This is a genomic window from Ruminococcus sporogenes (genome assembly GCF_054655175.1).
In genome coordinates, this window is sequence record NZ_BAAHOA010000002.1 from 255,296 (window position 1) to 274,578 (window position 19,283).

General features: G+C 32.5%; 17 protein-coding genes. 11 read left to right on the plus strand and 6 right to left on the minus strand.

Annotation, left to right across the window (positions count from 1 at the left end):
- The first annotated feature begins 55 nt into the window (after positions 1-55).
- The 5 genes from ACYQ0N_RS07710 to ACYQ0N_RS07730 all read left to right on the plus strand — a co-directional run bounded on the left by ACYQ0N_RS07710 (position 56) and on the right by ACYQ0N_RS07730 (position 5,327).
- Positions 56-676, plus strand: a complete 621-nt coding sequence (locus tag ACYQ0N_RS07710) for a stage II sporulation protein M (RefSeq protein ID WP_177533029.1) — start codon at positions 56-58, stop codon at positions 674-676.
- A gap of 20 nt (positions 677-696) precedes the next feature.
- Positions 697-1,614, plus strand: a complete 918-nt coding sequence (locus ACYQ0N_RS07715) for a DUF624 domain-containing protein (RefSeq protein WP_177533030.1) — start codon at positions 697-699, stop codon at positions 1,612-1,614.
- Positions 1,615-1,756: 142 nt separating this feature from the next.
- Entirely contained in the window at positions 1,757-2,023 is a 267-nt protein-coding gene (gene rpsO / locus ACYQ0N_RS07720; protein ID WP_177533031.1) for a 30S ribosomal protein S15, read from the plus strand.
- 164 nt (positions 2,024-2,187) lie between these two features.
- Positions 2,188-4,302 carry a polyribonucleotide nucleotidyltransferase gene (locus ACYQ0N_RS07725; protein WP_460162368.1) on the plus strand — a complete coding sequence of 705 codons (2,115 nt, stop codon included), beginning with the start codon at positions 2,188-2,190 and terminating at the stop codon, positions 4,300-4,302.
- A gap of 110 nt (positions 4,303-4,412) precedes the next feature.
- On the plus strand, positions 4,413-5,327 hold the full coding sequence (locus tag ACYQ0N_RS07730) for an FAD-dependent oxidoreductase (RefSeq protein ID WP_177533033.1): 915 nt from the start codon (positions 4,413-4,415) through the stop codon (positions 5,325-5,327).
- A 5-nt stretch (positions 5,328-5,332) separates the two neighbouring features.
- On the opposite strand, the gene ACYQ0N_RS07735 is transcribed toward ACYQ0N_RS07730, so the two are convergent.
- From ACYQ0N_RS07735 to pduL, 3 genes are all read right to left on the minus strand, one after another.
- Entirely contained in the window at positions 5,333-6,334 is a 1,002-nt protein-coding gene (locus tag ACYQ0N_RS07735; protein ID WP_177533034.1) for a tyrosine recombinase XerC, read from the minus strand.
- Positions 6,335-6,634: 300 nt separating this feature from the next.
- Complete coding sequence (locus ACYQ0N_RS07740; RefSeq protein ID WP_460162369.1) at positions 6,635-6,784, minus strand: hypothetical protein; 150 nt, start codon at positions 6,782-6,784, stop codon at positions 6,635-6,637.
- 99 nt (positions 6,785-6,883) lie between these two features.
- Positions 6,884-7,462 carry a phosphate propanoyltransferase gene (pduL, locus tag ACYQ0N_RS07745; protein WP_177533036.1) on the minus strand — a complete coding sequence of 193 codons (579 nt, stop codon included), beginning with the start codon at positions 7,460-7,462 and terminating at the stop codon, positions 6,884-6,886.
- Between the two features lie 175 nt (positions 7,463-7,637).
- On the opposite strand from pduL, the gene ACYQ0N_RS07750 reads away from it, so the two are divergent.
- Positions 7,638-8,027 carry a GNAT family N-acetyltransferase gene (locus ACYQ0N_RS07750; RefSeq protein WP_177533037.1) on the plus strand — a complete coding sequence of 130 codons (390 nt, stop codon included), beginning with the start codon at positions 7,638-7,640 and terminating at the stop codon, positions 8,025-8,027.
- Between the two features lie 65 nt (positions 8,028-8,092).
- Positions 8,093-9,154 (plus strand): hypothetical protein, encoded by a 1,062-nt coding sequence (locus ACYQ0N_RS07755; protein ID WP_177533038.1) that lies wholly within the window; start codon positions 8,093-8,095, stop codon positions 9,152-9,154.
- A gap of 37 nt (positions 9,155-9,191) precedes the next feature.
- Here ACYQ0N_RS07755 and ACYQ0N_RS07760 read toward each other — a convergent pair whose 3' ends face one another.
- From ACYQ0N_RS07760 to ACYQ0N_RS07770, 3 genes are all read right to left on the minus strand, one after another.
- Positions 9,192-11,507 carry a transglutaminase-like domain-containing protein gene (locus ACYQ0N_RS07760; RefSeq protein WP_460162370.1) on the minus strand — a complete coding sequence of 772 codons (2,316 nt, stop codon included), beginning with the start codon at positions 11,505-11,507 and terminating at the stop codon, positions 9,192-9,194.
- A gap of 168 nt (positions 11,508-11,675) precedes the next feature.
- Positions 11,676-12,842, minus strand: a complete 1,167-nt coding sequence (locus ACYQ0N_RS07765) for a DUF58 domain-containing protein (RefSeq protein ID WP_460162371.1) — start codon at positions 12,840-12,842, stop codon at positions 11,676-11,678.
- Positions 12,843-12,850: 8 nt separating this feature from the next.
- Positions 12,851-13,816 carry an AAA family ATPase gene (locus ACYQ0N_RS07770; protein WP_177533041.1) on the minus strand — a complete coding sequence of 322 codons (966 nt, stop codon included), beginning with the start codon at positions 13,814-13,816 and terminating at the stop codon, positions 12,851-12,853.
- A 268-nt stretch (positions 13,817-14,084) separates the two neighbouring features.
- Between ACYQ0N_RS07770 and ACYQ0N_RS07775 the strand changes: the two genes are divergently transcribed.
- From ACYQ0N_RS07775 to clpB, 4 genes are all read left to right on the plus strand, one after another.
- Positions 14,085-14,615, plus strand: a complete 531-nt coding sequence (locus ACYQ0N_RS07775; protein ID WP_460162372.1) for an inorganic diphosphatase — start codon at positions 14,085-14,087, stop codon at positions 14,613-14,615.
- A 25-nt stretch (positions 14,616-14,640) separates the two neighbouring features.
- Positions 14,641-15,783, plus strand: coding sequence for a ribose-phosphate pyrophosphokinase (locus ACYQ0N_RS07780; protein WP_177533043.1), 1,143 nt, complete (start codon positions 14,641-14,643; stop codon positions 15,781-15,783).
- Between the two features lie 127 nt (positions 15,784-15,910).
- A complete protein-coding gene (locus ACYQ0N_RS07785; protein ID WP_177533044.1) occupies positions 15,911-16,573 on the plus strand; it encodes a hypothetical protein in 663 nt (220 codons plus the stop codon).
- A gap of 12 nt (positions 16,574-16,585) precedes the next feature.
- Positions 16,586-19,183 carry an ATP-dependent chaperone ClpB gene (gene clpB, locus ACYQ0N_RS07790; RefSeq protein ID WP_177533045.1) on the plus strand — a complete coding sequence of 866 codons (2,598 nt, stop codon included), beginning with the start codon at positions 16,586-16,588 and terminating at the stop codon, positions 19,181-19,183.
- Positions 19,184-19,283 lie beyond the last annotated feature (100 nt).

The window sequence follows — 19,283 nt, forward strand, 5'->3', positions numbered from 1 at the left end:
CATACAGCATATCCTTTTTAAAAAAGGCTTTGCCAAAGAAAAGGAATGATGTATTATGAAAATTACAGCCGCTGCTGATATGACCGTTTCTGAAAAAAGAAGATTGTTTATTGGAGTTTTAATGCTTTTTATGTTTTCAGGAATTATTGCAGGTACGATATTTGTTATAAAGGATAATGAAAGCCGTTTTATAGCGTCCGAATTCATAAATCAGCATTTAATAAAAAGCACTACCGAAAGATCTATGATTAAAGTTTTTTCCGATTCATTTCTACCGCTTTTGTTCACTCTTTCGATTCAGGCCATCTGCGGTTTATTTGCCTTTGGACAGCCTCTTTGTATACTTACTCTTTTTCATAGAGGAATTGCCGGCGGAATTTCGGCAGCATTAATATATATTAATTATGGTATAAAAGGTTTTTTTATTATACTTATAATGCTGCTTCCGGTTTTGCTGTTTAGCATGTTTATACTTGTTTTAGGTGCGCGTGAATCAATAAAATCGTCGAATACCATATTAAATTTTGCTTTCGGAAAAGATAAAGATAATGAACAAAGAGTTGAAATAAAGCTTTACATAATTAAGTTTGTGGTTCTTGCGGCATTTGCATTACTCAGCTCGGTTTTAGATTGTACAATTACATATATTTTTACAGGCTTGCTTTTGAAGCCTTAAAACAAGGAGTGTAAATATTAATGGGAATTTTCGGTTCGGATTATGAAAGCGCGGGAGTGGGCATACCAAAAAACGCTCCAAAAAAGAAAGGTGTTTTCAGATTTTTTGAACTTTTATTCAGAAAGTTTTGGAAACTTATTCAGGTCAATATGCTATATTCAGTTTTTTTTATTCCAATTTTGCTTGCCGGTTATGCTTTTTTAAGGGTTTCAAACTCTAAAATTGCAGCTATTATAATTATAATATGTTTATGTGCTTTTGCGGCAGTATTCGGACCGGCAACTGCAGGTATGATGAAAATTCTTCGTAATTATACACTTGAAAGGCATTCATTTATATTAACGGATTTTAAAGAAGCGTTTTCTAAAAATTACAAAAAGTCTTTTGTCCTTGGTTTATTGGATTTAATCATTGCCGTATCTATCGGATCGGCCGTTTATGTTTACCCTAAGCTTTCTGAAGCTTATGGAAACCAACTTTTAATGATACCTTTTATTATTAGCATAAGCATAGCGTTAGTTGTGATAATGATGAATTATTATGCTTTTCTTATGATTGTAGCAACAGATATATCATTTAAAAATATAATAAAAAATTCGTTAGCATTAGCATGTGTTGCATTGAAAAAAAACCTGATAACTTTACTTTCTACATCTGTTATTATAGCAATATTTATAATTTTAATATTAATTAATTTGAATTTTATTCTATTTCTTCCTTTTGTTCCTGCGTCTATTCTTGCATTTATTATTTGCTTCAATTCTTACCCTATAATTCAGAAATATGTTATTAACCCATTTTATGAACAAAGAGGTGAGATAAACCCTGAACTAATTATTTCTGAAAATGATAACGAGGTATTATTTGAGGATAAAGGCGGTAAAGAAAAGCCTATTGAAAAGAAGAAAAAATCTAAAAAAGGAAAAATAATATCTTAGATTTTTATAAAATCCCTTTACAATATAATAAAAATATGTTATAATATTAATCGTCCATGCGCATGGTTTAAGGGTTAAGCCTAATACGGAGTTTACCTGCCTTTTACTATGACATAGGATAAATAATTAAAGAGGTGAAAACATGTTACTGAAAGAAGAAAAAACAGCTGTTATTGAAGCAAACAAGACTCACGAGAATGATACCGGTTCTCCGGAAGTTCAGATCGCTATTCTTACAAAAAGAATAAACGACTTAACTGAACACCTGAAGATTCACAAGAAGGATCATCATTCCAGAAGAGGTCTTCTTAAGATGGTAGGTCACAGACGTAATCTTCTTAATTATCTTAAGAAAAAGGATATTAACAGATACCGAGCAATTATCGAAAAGCTTGGAATCCGTAAGTAATCCTTTATTTGAAAGGCAGTCGGGAGAAATCCTTTCTGCCTTTTTATCTAAATGAATTTAAAATTAATACAGTAGTGGTTATTTTAGCATTAAATCGTAAACCTTATTTTTTTATAAGGTTCAGGGTTTATTGCTAAAGCTGCTACTGAAACAGGAGGCAGTTTATGTTCGAAAATTATAAAACTTTTAAAACGCAGTTTGCCGGCAGGGAACTTATGGTTGAAACAGGTAAGACCTGCGAACTTTCGAATGGTTCTTGCTGGGTGCATTATGGCGAGACAGTTGTAATGGCAAATGTTACGGCAAGCGTTAAGCCAAGGGAAGGTATTGACTTTTTCCCGCTTTCAGTTGATTATGAGGAACGCTTATACTCAGTTGGTAAAATACCCGGCTCGTTTACTAAAAGAGAAGGGAAACCGTCTGAAAAGGCAATTCTTACTTCAAGAATGGTTGACCGACCGATAAGACCGCTTTTTCCAAAGGATATGAGAAATGATGTTTCAGTTGTAATGACAGTTCTTGCAGTTGATCCTGATTGTTCTCCGGAAATTACAGGTATGATTGCAACCTCTATAGCTCTCTCTATTTCTGATATACCATGGAACGGTCCGATTGCCGGTATAAGCGTTGGACTTGTAAACGGTGAAATAGTCCTTAATCCTACGCTTGAACAAAGAGAAAAAACTGATTTAAATCTTACTGTTGCCGGTTCTGCTGAAAAAATAGTTATGATTGAAGCCGGAGCTAATCAGGTACAGGACGATATTATGCTTGACGCTATTATAAAAGGTCATGAAGAAATAAAAAAAATAGTAGCATTTATAAATGATATTAAATCACAAATAGGTAAAAAGAAGTTTGAATTTGAATCTCAGGAAGTTGATCATGATATGTTCGACGCAATTGAGGAGTTCGCTTCAGACAGAGTAAAGATAGCTCTTGACACAAACGATAAAAATGTACGCGAAGAAAGACTTCAGCCGATCAAGGATGATATTCATATAAAATTTGATGAAATATATCCTGAAAAAGAAGCTATGATTGACGAATGCATTTACAAGCTTCAGAAAAAAATAGTTAGAAACTGGCTTTATGACGGTAAGCGCGTTGACGGAAGAGGAATAGATGAAATAAGACCTTTAGCTGCAGAAGTAAATGTATTACCGAGAGTTCATGGTTCTGGATTATTTACAAGAGGACAAACTCAGGTTTTAACAATCGCTACGCTCGGCCCTGTTAGCGATGCACAGCGCATAGATGGAATTGATGAAGAAGAGTCTAAAAGGTATATGCATCATTATAATTTCCCATCATATTCTGTAGGTGAAACTAAACCAAGCAGAGGTCCTGGAAGACGTGAAATAGGTCATGGTGCGCTCGCTGAGAGAGCCCTGGAACCGGTACTGCCTTCTGTAGAAGAGTTTCCATATGCAATAAGGCTTGTTTCGGAGGTGCTCTCCTCTAACGGTTCTACGTCACAAGGTTCAATCTGCGGCTCTACGCTTGCTCTTATGGACGCAGGTGTTCCGATTAAAGCTCCTGTTGCAGGTATTTCCTGCGGACTTATTACCAAGCCGGACAGTGATGATTTCATGACAATGGTTGATATTCAGGGGCTGGAAGACTTTTTCGGAGATATGGACTTTAAGGTGGGAGGCACTCATAAAGGAATAACTGCTATTCAGGTTGATATCAAAGTTGATGGTTTAACGCCTGAAATAATTAAAGAAGCATTTGAAAAGACAAGAAAAGCAAGACTTTATATTCTCGATGAAATTATGCTTAAGGCAATTCCAGAATCAAGAGCTACTGTTAATAAATATGCGCCTAAAATGATTCAAACCAAAATCGATGTTGAAAAAATAAGAGAAGTTATTGGTCAGGGCGGCAAAATTATTCAGAAGATAACTTCTGAATGCGATGTGAAAATTGATATAAATGAAGACGGAAATGTGTTCATTTCCGGAGTTGACCTTGAAAATTGCAATAAGGCTCTTGCCATAGTACAAACAATTGCTAACGGCCCTAAGGTTGGAGAAATATATAAAGGCAAGGTTGTAAGACTTATGACCTTCGGAGCATTTGTTGAAATTGCGCCTGGAAAAGACGGACTTGTTCATATATCTAAGCTTGAAAAGAACAGAGTTGAAAAGGTTGAAGATGTTGTTTCTATCGGAGATGAAATACTTGTAAAAGTAGTTGAAATAGACAAACAAGGAAGAATTAACCTTTCAAGAAAAGATGCTTTAGCTGATTTGGAAGCTAAGAATAATCAATAAAAAAATACGGACGTTTAACAGCGTCCGTATTTTTTATAAACGTATTCTTGAATAGTGGTTATAATATTGCATATAACATTATAAAAGTATTTATAAAAGGAATGACAATTATGTATGATGTTATAATTATAGGAAGCGGCCCCGCCGGACTTTCGGCTTCTGTTTACGCAGTGCGTGATCAGCTTAAAACAATAGTCGTTGAGAAAATTCATTTTGGTACAGGTCAAATTTCTGAAAGCGACCGTATAGAAAATTATTTGGGATTATATGGTGAAAATGGATATGAACTTGGTATGAAATTTCGAGAACATGCATTAAAATTAGGCGTAGAATTCTATGAAGGAGAAGCAACTAAAATTAATTTCAGTAACGGTTCTTATATTGTAAATTTTAAAAATGGATATTATCTTAAATCCAGGTCTTTAATATATGCGGCTGGAGCTAATCATTTAAAGCTTGGAGTTAAAGGAGAAGATGAATTTTATGGAAAAGGAGTTTCATATTGCGCTACATGCGACGGAGCATTTTATAAAGGAAAAACTGTAACTGTAGTAGGAGGCGGTGATACTGCCTTTAGTTATGCATTGCTTCTTTCTAAAATTGCAGAAAAGGTTTATCTTGTTCATAGAAGAAGTGTATTCAGAGCCAATAAATCATTGCAGAAAAAACTAAAAGCCGCTGTTAACGTAGAATTTTTATTAAATTCCGAGATAATAGAAATCATGGGAAGTCAAAAAATAAAATCAATAAACTTAATTCAGAATAAAACTGAAAAAAATATTTTGACAGACGGCATATTTATAGCTATAGGTATAAAGCCGAATACTGCATTATTAAAAAATAAGGTAACATTAGATGATAACGGATATATAATAGCAGATGAAAACGGAATCACATCTGTACCGGGACTATTTGCAGCGGGTGATGTTCGTAAAAAAAGACTCAGACAAATTGTGACGGCAGTATCAGACGGCGCCTGCTGCGCAGTTTCAGCAGAAGATTATTTAAATAAAAATAATATATGATGTATTCATTCATTTTCGTTATTTTTATCCTTAATTTTATGATGAATATTTGCTAATGGTGAATTATCTGCGGCATTTTTCAGAATTTCATTTGATAAATGAGTGTATATTTCTGTTGTGGCAATACTTTTATGGCCAAGTATTTCTTTGAGTGTTAAAGTATCAACATTTCCATGTTGATACATGAGTGTTGCGGCAGTATGTCTGAGTTTATGAACAGAGTATCCCTGACCGGATAATCCTATTTTTTTGATTGATTCATTAACTATTTGCTCAACACGCCTTTTACTGATTCGCTTATTTTTCCTACTTAAGAATACTGCGTCAGGATCGTTTATTGAATTTTCACGCGAATTTAGATAATCCGCTAAAGCAATTTTACAGGCGTTATTAAAATAGATATAACGTTCTTTATTTCCTTTACCTAATAACTTCATTTTGCTTTCATTAAAATTTATATCGTTAATGTTAAGTCCGACAAGTTCGCTTAAGCGCATTCCGCAATTTAAAAACAGTGTTATTATACAATAATCACGCAATGATTCTTTACCAGAATTTGAGGCTGAATCCAAAAGTTTTTCGCTTTGTTCAAGGGTAAGATATTTTGGCAGGGATTTTTTTATTATAGGTAGTTCCAAATTAACTGTAGGATCATTATTAATTAACATTACATTTTTAGTGAGATATTTATAAAGACTTTTTAATGATGATATTTTTCTTGATATAGTTTTTGAATTATTTTTACGGTCATCTCGTAAAAAGTATATATATTCATAAATTTTTTTTAAATTAACTTGTTCTAAATTATTTACATCAAATTTTTTTATGGATATCATATTAAATTCAATATCGTCAGTTGAATCAATATAAATTAAATATCGTAAAAAAGTTCGTATATCTATCAGATAACCCTCAACAGTTCTTTCAGATTTGCCTTTGGCGACCACTAAATTAAACCAGTAATCATTTAAAAATTCTGGATAATCATTTAATTTTGATTTATTCATAATTTCACCACTACTTATTGCGCTAAACTTATATTTAGCGCAATAACGTGTTTTTTATTCTCTCCCTTTTCTGTTTAATTTATCTCCATTATACCATGTTTACGGCTTTTATGCAACTTTCTTACACTTCCTTAACTTAAGTTTTCAACAGAAAAAAATATTTTTTATTGCGCGGTTAAAACGCTAAAACTTAACTTTGTTTTTCTGTTCGTTATCAAACTTTTCAAAAAGCTTTTCAAATTCGCATTTTTCGTCTATCTTCATTATCTGGAATATCCAACGCTCCATTTCGTGAAGCATTTAATAACGTTCTATCGCTATGATAAGTTCAAGACAGTCTATTGTTGTTACTCTCCGATATCTTAACCGCCTTTGTAACTCGTCAATGTCGGCGGTCATTGTTTCATATTGAGTTAAAAACATTTGTAATATCATTTCTTTTCTTGTCATTTAAATCCCCCTCGAATTTTTATTAAAAAAACTAACAGTTTTTTATGATTTTTACTTCTATAATATAAAAGCGGCTAAGAAAAATCTTAGCCGCTTTTTTTAAATATTTATTATTTCTCCTTCAAGACCATTATAAGCTGAAACAGCATTTGATTCATCTGTATCAATATGCATAGCTGCAGCATATTTAGGAGAAACTCTTACAACAACATCACCTAATATTGCTTTTCTTTCTTTTGTATCTAATTTAACCCATACAATATCCTTATCTTTAACATTCATTTGAAGGGCGTCTTCAGGCGTAAGATGAATATGACGCTTAGCTATTATAACGCCTTGACTGATTTCAACTTCTCCTTCCGGTCCTATTATTTTACAGGCGCCTGATCCCTCTATATCGCCAGATTCCCTTATTGGTGCAGATATACCGATTGAACGTGCATCGGTAGCAGAAAGCTCTACTTGCGTTTCCGGACGTACCGGACCTAAAATTGAAACATTGGGCATTGATTTTTTAGGTCCTACTATTGTAACTCTCTCTTCACAAGCAAATTGTCCGGGTTGGGAAAGATCTTTTTTGTTTGTAAGTTTCGCATTTTTACCAAATAAGATTTCAAGATGTTCTTGAGTAAGATGTACATGCCTTGCAGATGTTTCAACTATAAATTTGTTTGACATAATAATAAACAGCCTTTCTGCCGTGACATTATTCACGGACTTTTTAATTATCTTTATATATTTTACTACTTTTTTCATCATAGGTCAAGATATTTTAATTTATAATAAGAATATATAGCTAAAAAAAAAGATATAATATAAGTGTTATATAAAAACTCATTGTCAGGAGATTACAATGGAAATAAATCGATCAAAGAATTTTTCACAAGATGAAATCACTAAGCTATTCTTATCAGTTAACTGGGAATCTGCCGGATACCCTGAAAAGCTTTTATATTCTGTTTTAACAAGTGAAACTGTATTGTCATGCCGCGAAAACGAAAAGCTTATAGGATTGATGACCGCTATATCTGATGGAGGTATGAATGTTTTTTTTCCTTATCTTCTTATAAGTCCTGATTATCAAAATAAAGGTATAGGTAAAGCGCTTGTCTCAGAAATGCTTGAAATATATCGAGATTACTATAGAAGAATATTGATATGCAGTAATGAAAAGGCCGAATTTTATAAAAAGTGTGGAATGAATATATGCAATGATCAGATTCCGATTATGAAAATTAACTGAACAGTGTCAAATTCCCATCTGTATCATAAAATAATAAAGTAAACAAAACCTACGGAGGGAACAATATGACAAAGCAAATATACTTTTTAGGCGGAACATCTCCGTCAGGATTTCAGTCAAAATTTTTAGAACAAATAAAGGCTCCCGGATTTTATACCTACATATTAAAGGGCGGTCCGGGTACCGGAAAATCAACGCTTATGAAAAAAATTGCAGACGAATTTAAAGAACATCCGATATCTTTATACTATTGCTCATCGGATATCAGATCTCTCGATGCAGTTGTAATTGAAGATAAAAAATTAATTATAGTTGACGGTACGGCGCCGCATGTTTTCGAGGCGCTTTATCCCGGAGCTTCACAGGAAATCATAAATTTAGGAGAATTTTGGGATGGAAATAAGCTTAAAAAGCATTCTGATGCTATACACTATTTATTTGATGAAAATCAAAAATATCATGCAAGAGTGCGTTGTTACATTGAAGCGCTTGCATCTTTAAATTCAGATATTTATACAATCGGTGAAGACGCACTGAATAAAGAAAAGCTGATATCATATGTTTCAAGATTTTGCAAAAAACTCATGATAAAAAATAAAAAAGATGAAAAAGGAAAAATAAGCTATAAACAGATTTCAGCATTTACGACTGATAATTATTCTACACAGTCTTTAATCGGAGATTATAGCGTCTATTTGATTAAAGATGATTTGTTTGCAGGAAGTGATTTCTTTTTAAGAGCGATTGCTGATCATTTTGCAAATTGTGGTTATAATATAACAGTCAGCGAATGTACTATGCATCATATTCCCACATATGAACATATTATTTCAGAAGAAACAGGATTGGCATTTATGACTTCTAACTTCTTTAACAGAATAGAAAACGAAACGGCTGCTGCTATAAATTTCGGTCGTTTTTATAGTAAAGAAATAATATCGTCAAAAAAACAGCGGCTTTCATTCAACAAAAAAGGATCTGTTGAGCTTGCTGAGGAAGCACAGAAAGCGCTTAACACAGCTTTGGATATACATGATGAGCTTGAAAAAAATTATATTAAAGCAATTGATTTCAAAAGGCTTAATAAAAAAACTGAAGAATTTATATCTGAAATCAAATCATTATAATTTTACAAAAATGAGCGCTTATAAAAGCGCTCATTTTTCAGCAAAGATTCTTAAAATATTTCATAAAAATCCTGACTATAAGATTTTGCCTTTTGTAAATTATATCCGATATTTTTAAAGCCAGTCTGATTATTGCTTCAGATTTTTCCCTACTAATAATCTTATTACTTAATTTTGCTTCAAGAGCTATTTTTGTAACGTCAATAAATTCGTTGCTTTTAAAAGTCCCTTTTAATTCTTTTTCTACATATTCAGCAAATTCTAAATGCTGCATATTATCATTTTTTATACCGCAGAAATCAATTAACTTTAAAATATATTCATATGCATTAATTGCGTTTTCAGAATAATTATCAGTTTTAAAACTATTACTACGTTTTTTTAAAATAATTAAATGTATTGCTGCAATTATTGATATAATTAAAATAACTAAAAATGTTGCTGCAATAATAAGCTTTAATCCTATTGGATATTGATTATTATCTGAAGGATGGGAAAAATCCGTATTAGAATTTACAGATTTCTCTGTTTTTGTTTTAATAATTGTATCAGTGATTTCATCGGCATTTTTAGTATTACTGCTTAAGCTTATATTTTCTGAATTTTTTGTTATATTTTGATGTGTTGAAGTTGTTTCCTTTGTTTCCGAAGTTTGAATATTTGTGAAAGCTGCAGCACTTGGAGGAGTAAATTCAAACGGTACCCATCCATATTCCTTTAAATATACTTCAGCCCATGCATGAGCTCTGTTATCCTTTATTTCTACTTTATAACCGTTTTGAGTTAGGTTTTCATCTTTTAAATCATCTTCTGTCATAACATATCCTTCGGCATATCGTGCAGGGATTCCCGACATTCTTGCAAGAATTATACCGGAAGTTGCAAAGTGAACGCAGTAGCCTTTATGATTTTCTGTTAGAAAATAATTTACAAAATCACGGTCTGCCGGCGTTTTGCCCGGCTCTAATGTATATTCTGCATTATCTGACAGCAATGTACGGATATAGCTAAGCTGGGTATATACGTTATCAGATATGTTATCCTTTATAAAATTATTATAAAGTTTCTTGATTTCATCATTATCAGGTACTTTAAGGTAATTACTATAAACAAATTCTTCATATTCACTATTATTACCATATTGCTCCTGCTTCATAAGACTGTTAAAATTTTGCTTCTCTGATATATTAAAGCTATAATTTTTCTTATTCTCAAGCTCAATGACAGTATCATTTATATAATTAATCTCCCCTTTTGGAACAGAATTATATGGAGTATAATTATATTTTGCATTTCTAAAACAAATTTCTATATTTAAAGTATAATTTAAAGATGAATTTTCATTAAGACTGTTATATAAAAAATCCTGTGGATGTAAATTTGAATTATCAAAAAGCCCGCTGCTGTTATCATATATTTGACTGTTAAGCTCATTCCAGCTCTTTCCGTCGTATATAGATCCTACATATCCTTTAAGGTATATATTACCATTAGGATTAAAAGCTTCGTCGCAAGTTACAATAAGATCAGTGGTATTATTATATGAAATTGAATGCAGATTTCCAAGACGATGGCTGTATATTTTAATATTTCCTAATTCAAAAGAATCAGATATTCGTTCGATACTTCCTTTAACATCATTAAAAGTAAATTCACTAAGAGCAGTTTTCAGGTTGTCTCTTACAATATTCAATCTATCAGAACGAGAATATCCGGTTAAATTAATAATAATAAAGATCAATCCAATAATTAAAGCACAGCCTGTCATCAATATAATACCGGATTGTCCGGCAGTTCGATATTTAATTAGAGGTTTAACTATAAAGTGGTTACCTTTTCTTATGAAACCCGTCTTACTTCTTCCAAGATTCCTGTAGTAGCCTGACTGATGAACGGAAAGCAATACAGTCCAGTATATTATTACCATAAAGGCCGGTAAAAGAGCAGGAGTTTTGCCGTAATAAAGACCAATTTCAATAAATGGAAACGTAATAAGAAATCCAAAGAAAAAATTTGGTTTTACTATTGTAAAATAGCATATAAGCATGATAATAAGAAAAATTGTAAAACTCATGAAAATAGATATTGTATTTTCTTTTGAAATTCCTGATAATTCTATATTAAAATATTCACTTCTTTTAGGCCAGATAATATTATATACCTGATTATATATCAACATAAATCCCTTAATATAATTATTCCAATTTCTATATAATAATATTTCATAAATAATCAAAATAGGTATAATAGTAAATATAAATTTCTTAGGCAATATAAATATTATAGAAAACAGTGCAAAAAATAAAGTAATATAAACTGCAATAATATCGTTGTTTATTTTAATATGAAACATTGTTATAAATGAATAAAATATTCCGATAACTCCGCAAAGGGCAATCAGTATTAAGGGTAGGAAATCAGGTAAAAATCTTTTTTTGGGTATTGTAAAAGATATACTGTCAGTTACTTTGACTCCGCTGTAAATATTTCGTTTTATTTTTTTATCACTCATATTAATTTCCTATATAACTAATTTTGATATATTTTCTTCCAGCTTTCCCGCTGGTATTATGATTATATGATCAGAATTTTCAAATTCTGCGAAATCATTTGAAAATTCGTTCTTTATATATATTAAAGTCATATTCTGATTGCTTTGATTATATAATTCCGATATATTTTCAGCAGATGACGATATATAAACTATTTTAGAAAAGTCGTATGCTTTTTCTGATATTTCCTTGGTAAGGACAGAATCGTCAGAAGGTCCATTTTCAAATATACTTCTTATATTTTCACTAACATCAGATTTGTTAATAACTCTAACAGATTCATTACTATTTTTATGTGAATTATAAAATGTAAGCTTAAACGGTATTTCATTATCTATTAATAAAAATGATATTGATGCAAACACTTCCGAAACTGTATCAAGACTTCTTATATTTTTTTCCGATGCGATTCCGTTAAAGTCCAAAGCTACTAAAATTGAAGAATTAACCGGTTGACTGTAATGCCTGACTATTAGATTATCTTGTTTTAAGCTTAAATTCCAATGAATCCTGTTTGGCTTATCTCCCGGTAAATAATTCTTAAGATCAAAAATCTCTGATGGATCATCTCCCCTTTTATATTTTGAAAAAATACTACTTTCATTTGTATTGATAATATTTAATTTATAAAGAGAGTTTAGATTATAAATTTCAGGTAAAACAGTAATTTTATTCACAACATCTGATTTGATACGGCAGGAAAAAAGTTTAATAAAATCATATATCTGAATAGATTTAATTTTAATATTTAAAATTCCGCAATAATCAGAAGTAAGAGAAAAATTTATTCTTTCATTACATAAAGGATGAATAGGGACTGTTAATATCATTGTATCATAAGACTTCAACAGATTATTAAAGTATTCTATAGTAATTATACTGTTTGAAAACGGAATAATGGTTTTATTATTTATCGAAAGTAAAATATCTATTTTTCCTTTTTTAACAACCGTATTTGATTTTGCTTCAATACTTCCCTTGATAAAAAATCTTGAATAAATAATTATTGCTCCTAATAATAACGGCAGCGCAACTAAAAATATCAGAATATATAATGAAAGCATTTCTGTATAAAGTAAATAAAAAATTACTGATATTATCAGTAATAACATATATAAAATTTTTACAGACAACATAATAAACCTCAGACTGTTATTTTAGGAACAGATACATTCCTCAAAATCTCATTTAAAACTGCTGATTCATTCAATCCGCTTAATGAAGCTTTTCTTTCCAATATTATACGATGCTGAGCAACTTCATTAAATACAAACGCAACATCATCAGGTATAACATAGTCTCGTCCGCATAAAAGTGCAGATGCCTTTGACATTGATGCAAGACTAATAGCTCCCCTGGGACTAAGACCAAGACTTATCATCGGATGCTTTCTGGTTGCGTCTGCAAGATAAGCTATATAAGCAAATATACTGTCGTTTATATATACGTTTTCGACCAATTTCTGAAGAGTCCTCAATTCATTCAAAGTTACCACAGTTTTAACTTCAAAAACGCCTTTTCCATAGTCCCCTAATTTAGATTTTAGTATTTTAATCTCACTTTTTACATCCGGATAACCCATGTTTAATTTTATCATAAATCGGTCAAGCTGAGATTCCGGAAGCATTTGCGTACCTATTGAACCTATTGGATTCTGAGTTGCGATCACCGTATATGGCTGAGGTAAACGATAGCTTTTTCCGTCAACAGTTATATTCCCCTCTTCCATTATTTCAAGAAGAGCCGACTGAGTTTTACTTGAGGTGCGGTTTATTTCATCAGCTAAAAACAAGTTGCAGACTGCGACACCAGGTTTATATTCAAAATTTCCGGTTGATTTATTATATATTGAAAAACCAGTTATATCAGTCGGAAGAACATCCGGTGTAAACTGCATTCTGTTATAATCTAACGACATAGCTTTTGAAAATGCGAGCGCCATTGTAGTTTTGCCTACTCCCGGTATGTCCTCTATAAGTATATGTCCTTTAGCCAAAATAGCGAGCAATACTTTAATAATTGTTTCATCTTTCCCTATTACCGCTTTTTTTATTTCGCTTACAATCATATTTATTTTTTTTGACGAAATACTATCATTAATTCTTTCCATTTTTTTGTTCCCCTCTTTATATAATATATTTATTATATCATCTTTTTCTGTAAATTTCAATTCTAAAAAATAATTTTAAACGAATTTAGATAATACTAAAAGAGAAAATATTTACAATAAAATGAAAAAATTCCTTTCAGATTTTGTTTATTTATATGTTTGTGCTAAAAATCACAAAGCACATTGACAAACTATCAAAAAGATTATATACTTATTAATGTAGTTTAAAGGTTTTATTGGATTTTTTATATTGAAAGGAGTTAAAAAATTGAATATATGGCATAATATCAGTCCTAAGCGAATCAGCCGGGAAGATTTTGTTGCTGTAATTGAAATTCCAAAAGGAAGCAAAATTAAATATGAACTTGATAAGGAAACAGGTCTTATCAAGCTTGACAGAATACTTTATACTTCTACCCACTACCCTGCGAATTACGGACTTATTCCAAGAACATACGCTGACGATGGAGACCCTTTAGATGTTCTTGTATTATGTTCAGAAACTCTTTATCCAATGACGCTTGTAAGATGTTATCCTATTGGCGTTATCAGAATGATAGACAGCGGACGTCACGACGATAAAATTATAGCTATCCCTTTCGATGACCCCAATTATAATACCTATAGGGATATAGACGAGCTACCTAAGCATATCTTTGATGAAATGATTCATTTTTTCAAGGTTTATAAAGAGCTTGAAAATAAAACGACTGCTGTTGACGAAATCGAAAATGCAGGAAGTGCAAGGGATATTATTGCTAATGATATTGAACATTATATTAATAAGTTCTGTAAATAAAAATGGAAGGAAAAGGTAAAAGCTAATGACTGCAAAAGCAAGCGAAGTTTTATTTAATTCACAGACAAGTGTAGCTCCTCTTGGAATAATTGCTCTTGAGGGCGCTGCTGAGCTTGGAAAGATGATTGACAGATATCTTGTTTCATGGGCTCAAAAAGGAGGATATGATATTGATACTCTTCTCATTAAAAACCAATGCCCGAGATTTGCCTCAGGAGACGGAAAGGGACTAATCGAATCTACCGTTAGAGGTAAGGATATTTTTATTGTAGTAGACGTAGGCAATTACAGTTGCACTTATCAAATGTTCGGCAGAGAAAATTATATGTCTCCTGACGACCATTATCAGGATCTTAAAAGAATAATTCAGGCTATTTCCGGCAAAGCGCACAGAATCAACGTTATTATGCCTATCCTATACGGCGGACGTCAGCATAAGAGAAGTTACCGCGAGTCTCTTGACTGTGCTTGCGCTCTTCAGGAGCTTCAGTCTATGGGAGTATCAAATATAGTAACATTCGACGCTCATGATCCAAGAGTACATAATGCGATTCCATTAATGGGATTCGATAATGTAATCCCATCATATCAGGTTTTGAAAGCGTTATTAAAAAATGTCAAAGATCTTGTAATTAATAAAGACGAATTTATGGTTGTAAGTCCTGATGAAGGAGCGCTCAATAGAAATATGTATTATGCTTCTGTTTTAGGCGTAGATATGGGTATGTTTTATAAGAGACGTGATTATTCTAAAATTGTTGACGGCAGGAATCCTATAGTCGCTCATGAATACTTGGGTAATTCTATGGAAGGAAAAGATGTTTTCGTAGCAGACGATATAATTTCTTCCGGAGAATCCGTTTTGGATATTGCTTATGCTTTAAAAGCAAAAAAAGCAAGGAGATTTTTTGCTTATGGTACTTACGGACTTTTCACTAACGGTTTTGAAAAATTTGACAAGGCTTATGAAGACGGTTATATTTCAGGAGTTTTCGGAACCAATTTAACATATAGATCACCTGAGCTTTTAAAACGTCCGTGGTTTCATGAGGTTGATGTTTCTAAATATATTGCATATTTTATTGCGTCAATAAATCATGATGTTTCCATAAGTACTGTTATTGATCCTCATGAAAAAATTAAAACTCTGCTTGCGTCTCAAGTATAAATTTTTACCGCACTTTTTAGTGCGGTTTTTTTCATCTGCACAAAATAATAATTTGAACGATAAATTATATAAAATGCTTGACAAGTTATGAAACTAATGCTATAATTGTAATAAAAGGAGGGAGAAAATGAAAAAAAGCGTTTATAGTCTTGTACTTATGGACGACGTAGTCAAAGCTATTGATGATATGGCATATAAATTAAATACAAGCCGTTCAAATCTGATTAATCAAATACTCGCAGAACATGTATCGTTTAAGACTCCTGAAAGTCTTATTAAAGATGTTTTCGACTGTATGAGAACAATTATGGATAATCATTTTCAGATTCAAGGACAATCGTCAAATGCTATGCTTTTTATAAAAAGCCCACTGCGTTACAAGTATAAGCCAACCATAAGATACCGTATCGAACTTCTAAAAGAAATTAAAAACGATGTATTCGGTTATCTTTGCGTTTCGTTCCGAACTCAGAATTCTGATCTGATCAATTTTCTTGGCCATTTCTTTAATTTGTGGTATAGTCTCGAGAAAAAACATATAAATAAATATTTTCCGGAGGGTGTGGAATATGCTTATAAAGAAGGAAAGTTTATACGTAGTCTTAAAATATCGGAACCTGTTAAACATAAAAATCCGGAAGTCCTTGGAAAAGCCATAGGCGATTATATAAGATTGCTTGATTCAGAAATAAAACTTTATTTTGCAAATATAGAAGATCCTGAATCAACAATTGAAAAAATGGAAAAAATGTTTTTAGATAATATTAAAATAGGTTTAATTATTATTTAAGGAGGTATTTTTATGAATGTTCAAAAATTTACTCAAAAGTCTCTTGAAGCCCTTCAATATGCTCAGGATACTGCAACAGAATATCAGAATAATGCCATTGAACCGGAACATCTAACATATGCTCTGCTTAGTCAGGAAAATGGTCTAATCGGTCAGCTTATACAGAAGATGAATACTGATGTTCAAGCGCTCATAGGAGCTGTTATTCAGATTATATCATCTTTGCCTAAGGTTACGGGATCAGGACGTCAAAACGGCGCTGTGTATATATCCAATGAAGCAGACAGAATACTTGTCGATTCTGAAAAGCAAGCTAAAAGTATGAAAGATGAATATGTTTCAGTGGAACACATATTTTTATCGCTGCTTGAAAATCCTACATCTAAGCTTAAAGAAACATTCAGAGCATTTTCTATTAATAAAGATAAATTTTTAAAGGCTTTGATGGAAGTTAGAGGAAATGCAAAGGTTACAAATCAAAATCCTGAGGAAACATATGATGTACTTGCTAAATACGGTCAGGAGCTGGTGGAGCTTGCAAGAAATAATAAGCTTGATCCTGTAATTGGACGTGATAGTGAGATCAGAAATGTAATAAGGATTTTATCCAGAAAAACTAAAAATAATCCTGTTTTAATCGGTGAACCGGGGGTTGGTAAAACTGCAATAGCAGAAGGGCTCGCTCTGAGAATTGTAGCGGGCGATGTTCCCGATAGTCTTAAGGACAGAAAAATTTTTTCGCTGGATTTAGGAGCGCTTGTTGCAGGCGCTAAATACAGAGGAGAGTTTGAGGAAAGATTAAAAGCCGTTTTATCAGAGATTAAAAAAAGTGAAGGCAGAATAATTCTTTTTATTGATGAACTTCATACAATAGTAGGAGCGGGGAAAACAGATGGCGCAATGGATGCCGGTAATCTTCTGAAGCCTATGCTGGCAAGAGGAGAATTGCATTGTATAGGCGCAACGACTCTTAACGAATATAGACAATATATCGAAAAGGACGCTGCTCTTGAAAGACGTTTTCAACCGGTTATGGTAAACGAACCTACCGTAGAAGATACTATATCTATATTAAGAGGCTTAAAGGAACGTTATGAGGTTTTCCATGGAGTTAAGATTCACGATCAGGCGTTAATTGCTGCAGCTGCTCTTTCCGACAGATATATCAGCGATAGATTTCTTCCGGACAAGGCGATTGATCTCGTAGACGAGGCATGTGCAATGATTAGGACAGAAATAGACTCGATGCCGACAGAGCTTGATGAAATTTCAAGAAAAATTATACAGCATGAAATAGAAGAAGCGGCTCTTAAAAAAGAAAACGATAAAATTTCAGCCGAACATTTAAAAGAAGTGCAAAAGGAACTTGCAGAAATGCGCGGTAAATTTAACGAGATGAAAGCAAAGTGGGAGAATGAAAAATCTGCTATTACAAAGGTACAAAAGCTCAGAGAAGACATTGAAAAAATAAATGCAGATATTTCAAAAGCAGAGCGCGAATATGACCTTAATAAAGCAGCGGAATTAAAATACGGAAAACTCCCGCAATTACAAAGGGAGCTGGAGGAAGAAGAAAAAATCGCAGAAAAGGCCAAAACTGGAGATTCTCTTTTAAGGGATAAGGTTACTGATGAAGAAATAGCGAGAATTATTTGCAGATGGACAGGTATACCGGTATCAAAGCTAATGGAGGGTGAACGCGATAAGCTTTTGCATTTAGAAGATGTACTTCATAAACGTGTTATCGGTCAGGATGAAGCCGTTAAAAAAGTAAGCGAAGCAATTATTCGTTCAAGAGCAGGTATACAGGATCCAAACAGACCTATTGGTTCTTTTCTCTTTCTTGGTCCTACCGGAGTTGGTAAAACTGAACTTGCTAAAGCTCTTGCTGAATCGTTATTTGACGATGAACATAATATCGTTCGTATTGATATGAGCGAATACATGGAAAAATTCAGTGTAAGTCGCCTTATAGGAGCTCCTCCGGGATATGTCGGTTATGAAGAGGGAGGTCAGTTGACAGAAGCTGTAAGAAGAAAACCTTATTCAGTCATTCTACTTGACGAGGTAGAGAAAGCGCATCCTGATGTTTTCAATATTTTGCTTCAGGTTTTAGATGACGGACGTATTACCGACTCTCAGGGAAGAACTGTTGATTTTAAGAATACTATAATTATTTTGACTTCAAACTTAGGATCGCCGTATATTCTTGACGGTATTAATGAAAGTGGAGAAATTAGTCAAGACGCAAGATCAAAGGTTGATTCATTATTAAAACAACAATTCAGACCGGAATTTTTAAACCGTCTTGACGAAATTGTATTTTACAAGCCTCTTACAAAGCATGAGATTTATAGTATTGTTGACCTCATGATTAATGATTTAAGAGAACGCTTAAAGGACAAACAGCTTAATATTGAAGTAACAGATAAGGCTAAGAATTATATTATCGAACAAGGCTATGATCCGAATTACGGTGCGCGACCTCTCAGAAGATTTTTACAAAGAAAAGCTGAAACTTTGATTGCCAAAAAAATTATTGCCGACGATGTTTCTCCAGAATCAACCATAATACTTGATTTTGACGGAAATAATCTTATTATTAAATAAAATCATATATCCCCTTTTGCCATAATGCGGTTTAATAAGCCTCGTTTAACAAAAGGGGAATTTCTTTATTTATTATAAAAAGGAGTAAGTCAAGTTAAGC

Excerpts from the sequence above, each read along its gene's own strand:
- ACYQ0N_RS07710 (WP_177533029.1), top strand. The coding sequence starts at position 56 with ATGAAAATTACAGCCGCTGCTGATATGACCGTTTCTGAAAAAAGAAGA.
- ACYQ0N_RS07715 (WP_177533030.1), top strand. The coding sequence starts at position 697 with ATGGGAATTTTCGGTTCGGATTATGAAAGCGCGGGAGTGGGCATACCA.
- rpsO (WP_177533031.1), top strand. The coding sequence starts at position 1,757 with ATGTTACTGAAAGAAGAAAAAACAGCTGTTATTGAAGCAAACAAGACT.
- ACYQ0N_RS07725 (WP_460162368.1), top strand. The coding sequence starts at position 2,188 with ATGTTCGAAAATTATAAAACTTTTAAAACGCAGTTTGCCGGCAGGGAA.
- ACYQ0N_RS07730 (WP_177533033.1), top strand. The coding sequence starts at position 4,413 with ATGTATGATGTTATAATTATAGGAAGCGGCCCCGCCGGACTTTCGGCT.
- ACYQ0N_RS07735 (WP_177533034.1), bottom strand. The coding sequence starts at position 6,334 with ATGAATAAATCAAAATTAAATGATTATCCAGAATTTTTAAATGATTAC.
- ACYQ0N_RS07740 (WP_460162369.1), bottom strand. The coding sequence starts at position 6,784 with ATGACAAGAAAAGAAATGATATTACAAATGTTTTTAACTCAATATGAA.
- pduL (WP_177533036.1), bottom strand. The coding sequence starts at position 7,462 with ATGTCAAACAAATTTATAGTTGAAACATCTGCAAGGCATGTACATCTT.
- ACYQ0N_RS07750 (WP_177533037.1), top strand. The coding sequence starts at position 7,638 with ATGGAAATAAATCGATCAAAGAATTTTTCACAAGATGAAATCACTAAG.
- ACYQ0N_RS07755 (WP_177533038.1), top strand. The coding sequence starts at position 8,093 with ATGACAAAGCAAATATACTTTTTAGGCGGAACATCTCCGTCAGGATTT.
- ACYQ0N_RS07760 (WP_460162370.1), bottom strand. The coding sequence starts at position 11,507 with ATGTTTCATATTAAAATAAACAACGATATTATTGCAGTTTATATTACT.
- ACYQ0N_RS07765 (WP_460162371.1), bottom strand. The coding sequence starts at position 12,842 with ATGTTGTCTGTAAAAATTTTATATATGTTATTACTGATAATATCAGTA.
- ACYQ0N_RS07770 (WP_177533041.1), bottom strand. The coding sequence starts at position 13,816 with ATGGAAAGAATTAATGATAGTATTTCGTCAAAAAAAATAAATATGATT.
- ACYQ0N_RS07780 (WP_177533043.1), top strand. The coding sequence starts at position 14,641 with ATGACTGCAAAAGCAAGCGAAGTTTTATTTAATTCACAGACAAGTGTA.
- ACYQ0N_RS07785 (WP_177533044.1), top strand. The coding sequence starts at position 15,911 with ATGAAAAAAAGCGTTTATAGTCTTGTACTTATGGACGACGTAGTCAAA.
- clpB (WP_177533045.1), top strand. The coding sequence starts at position 16,586 with ATGAATGTTCAAAAATTTACTCAAAAGTCTCTTGAAGCCCTTCAATAT.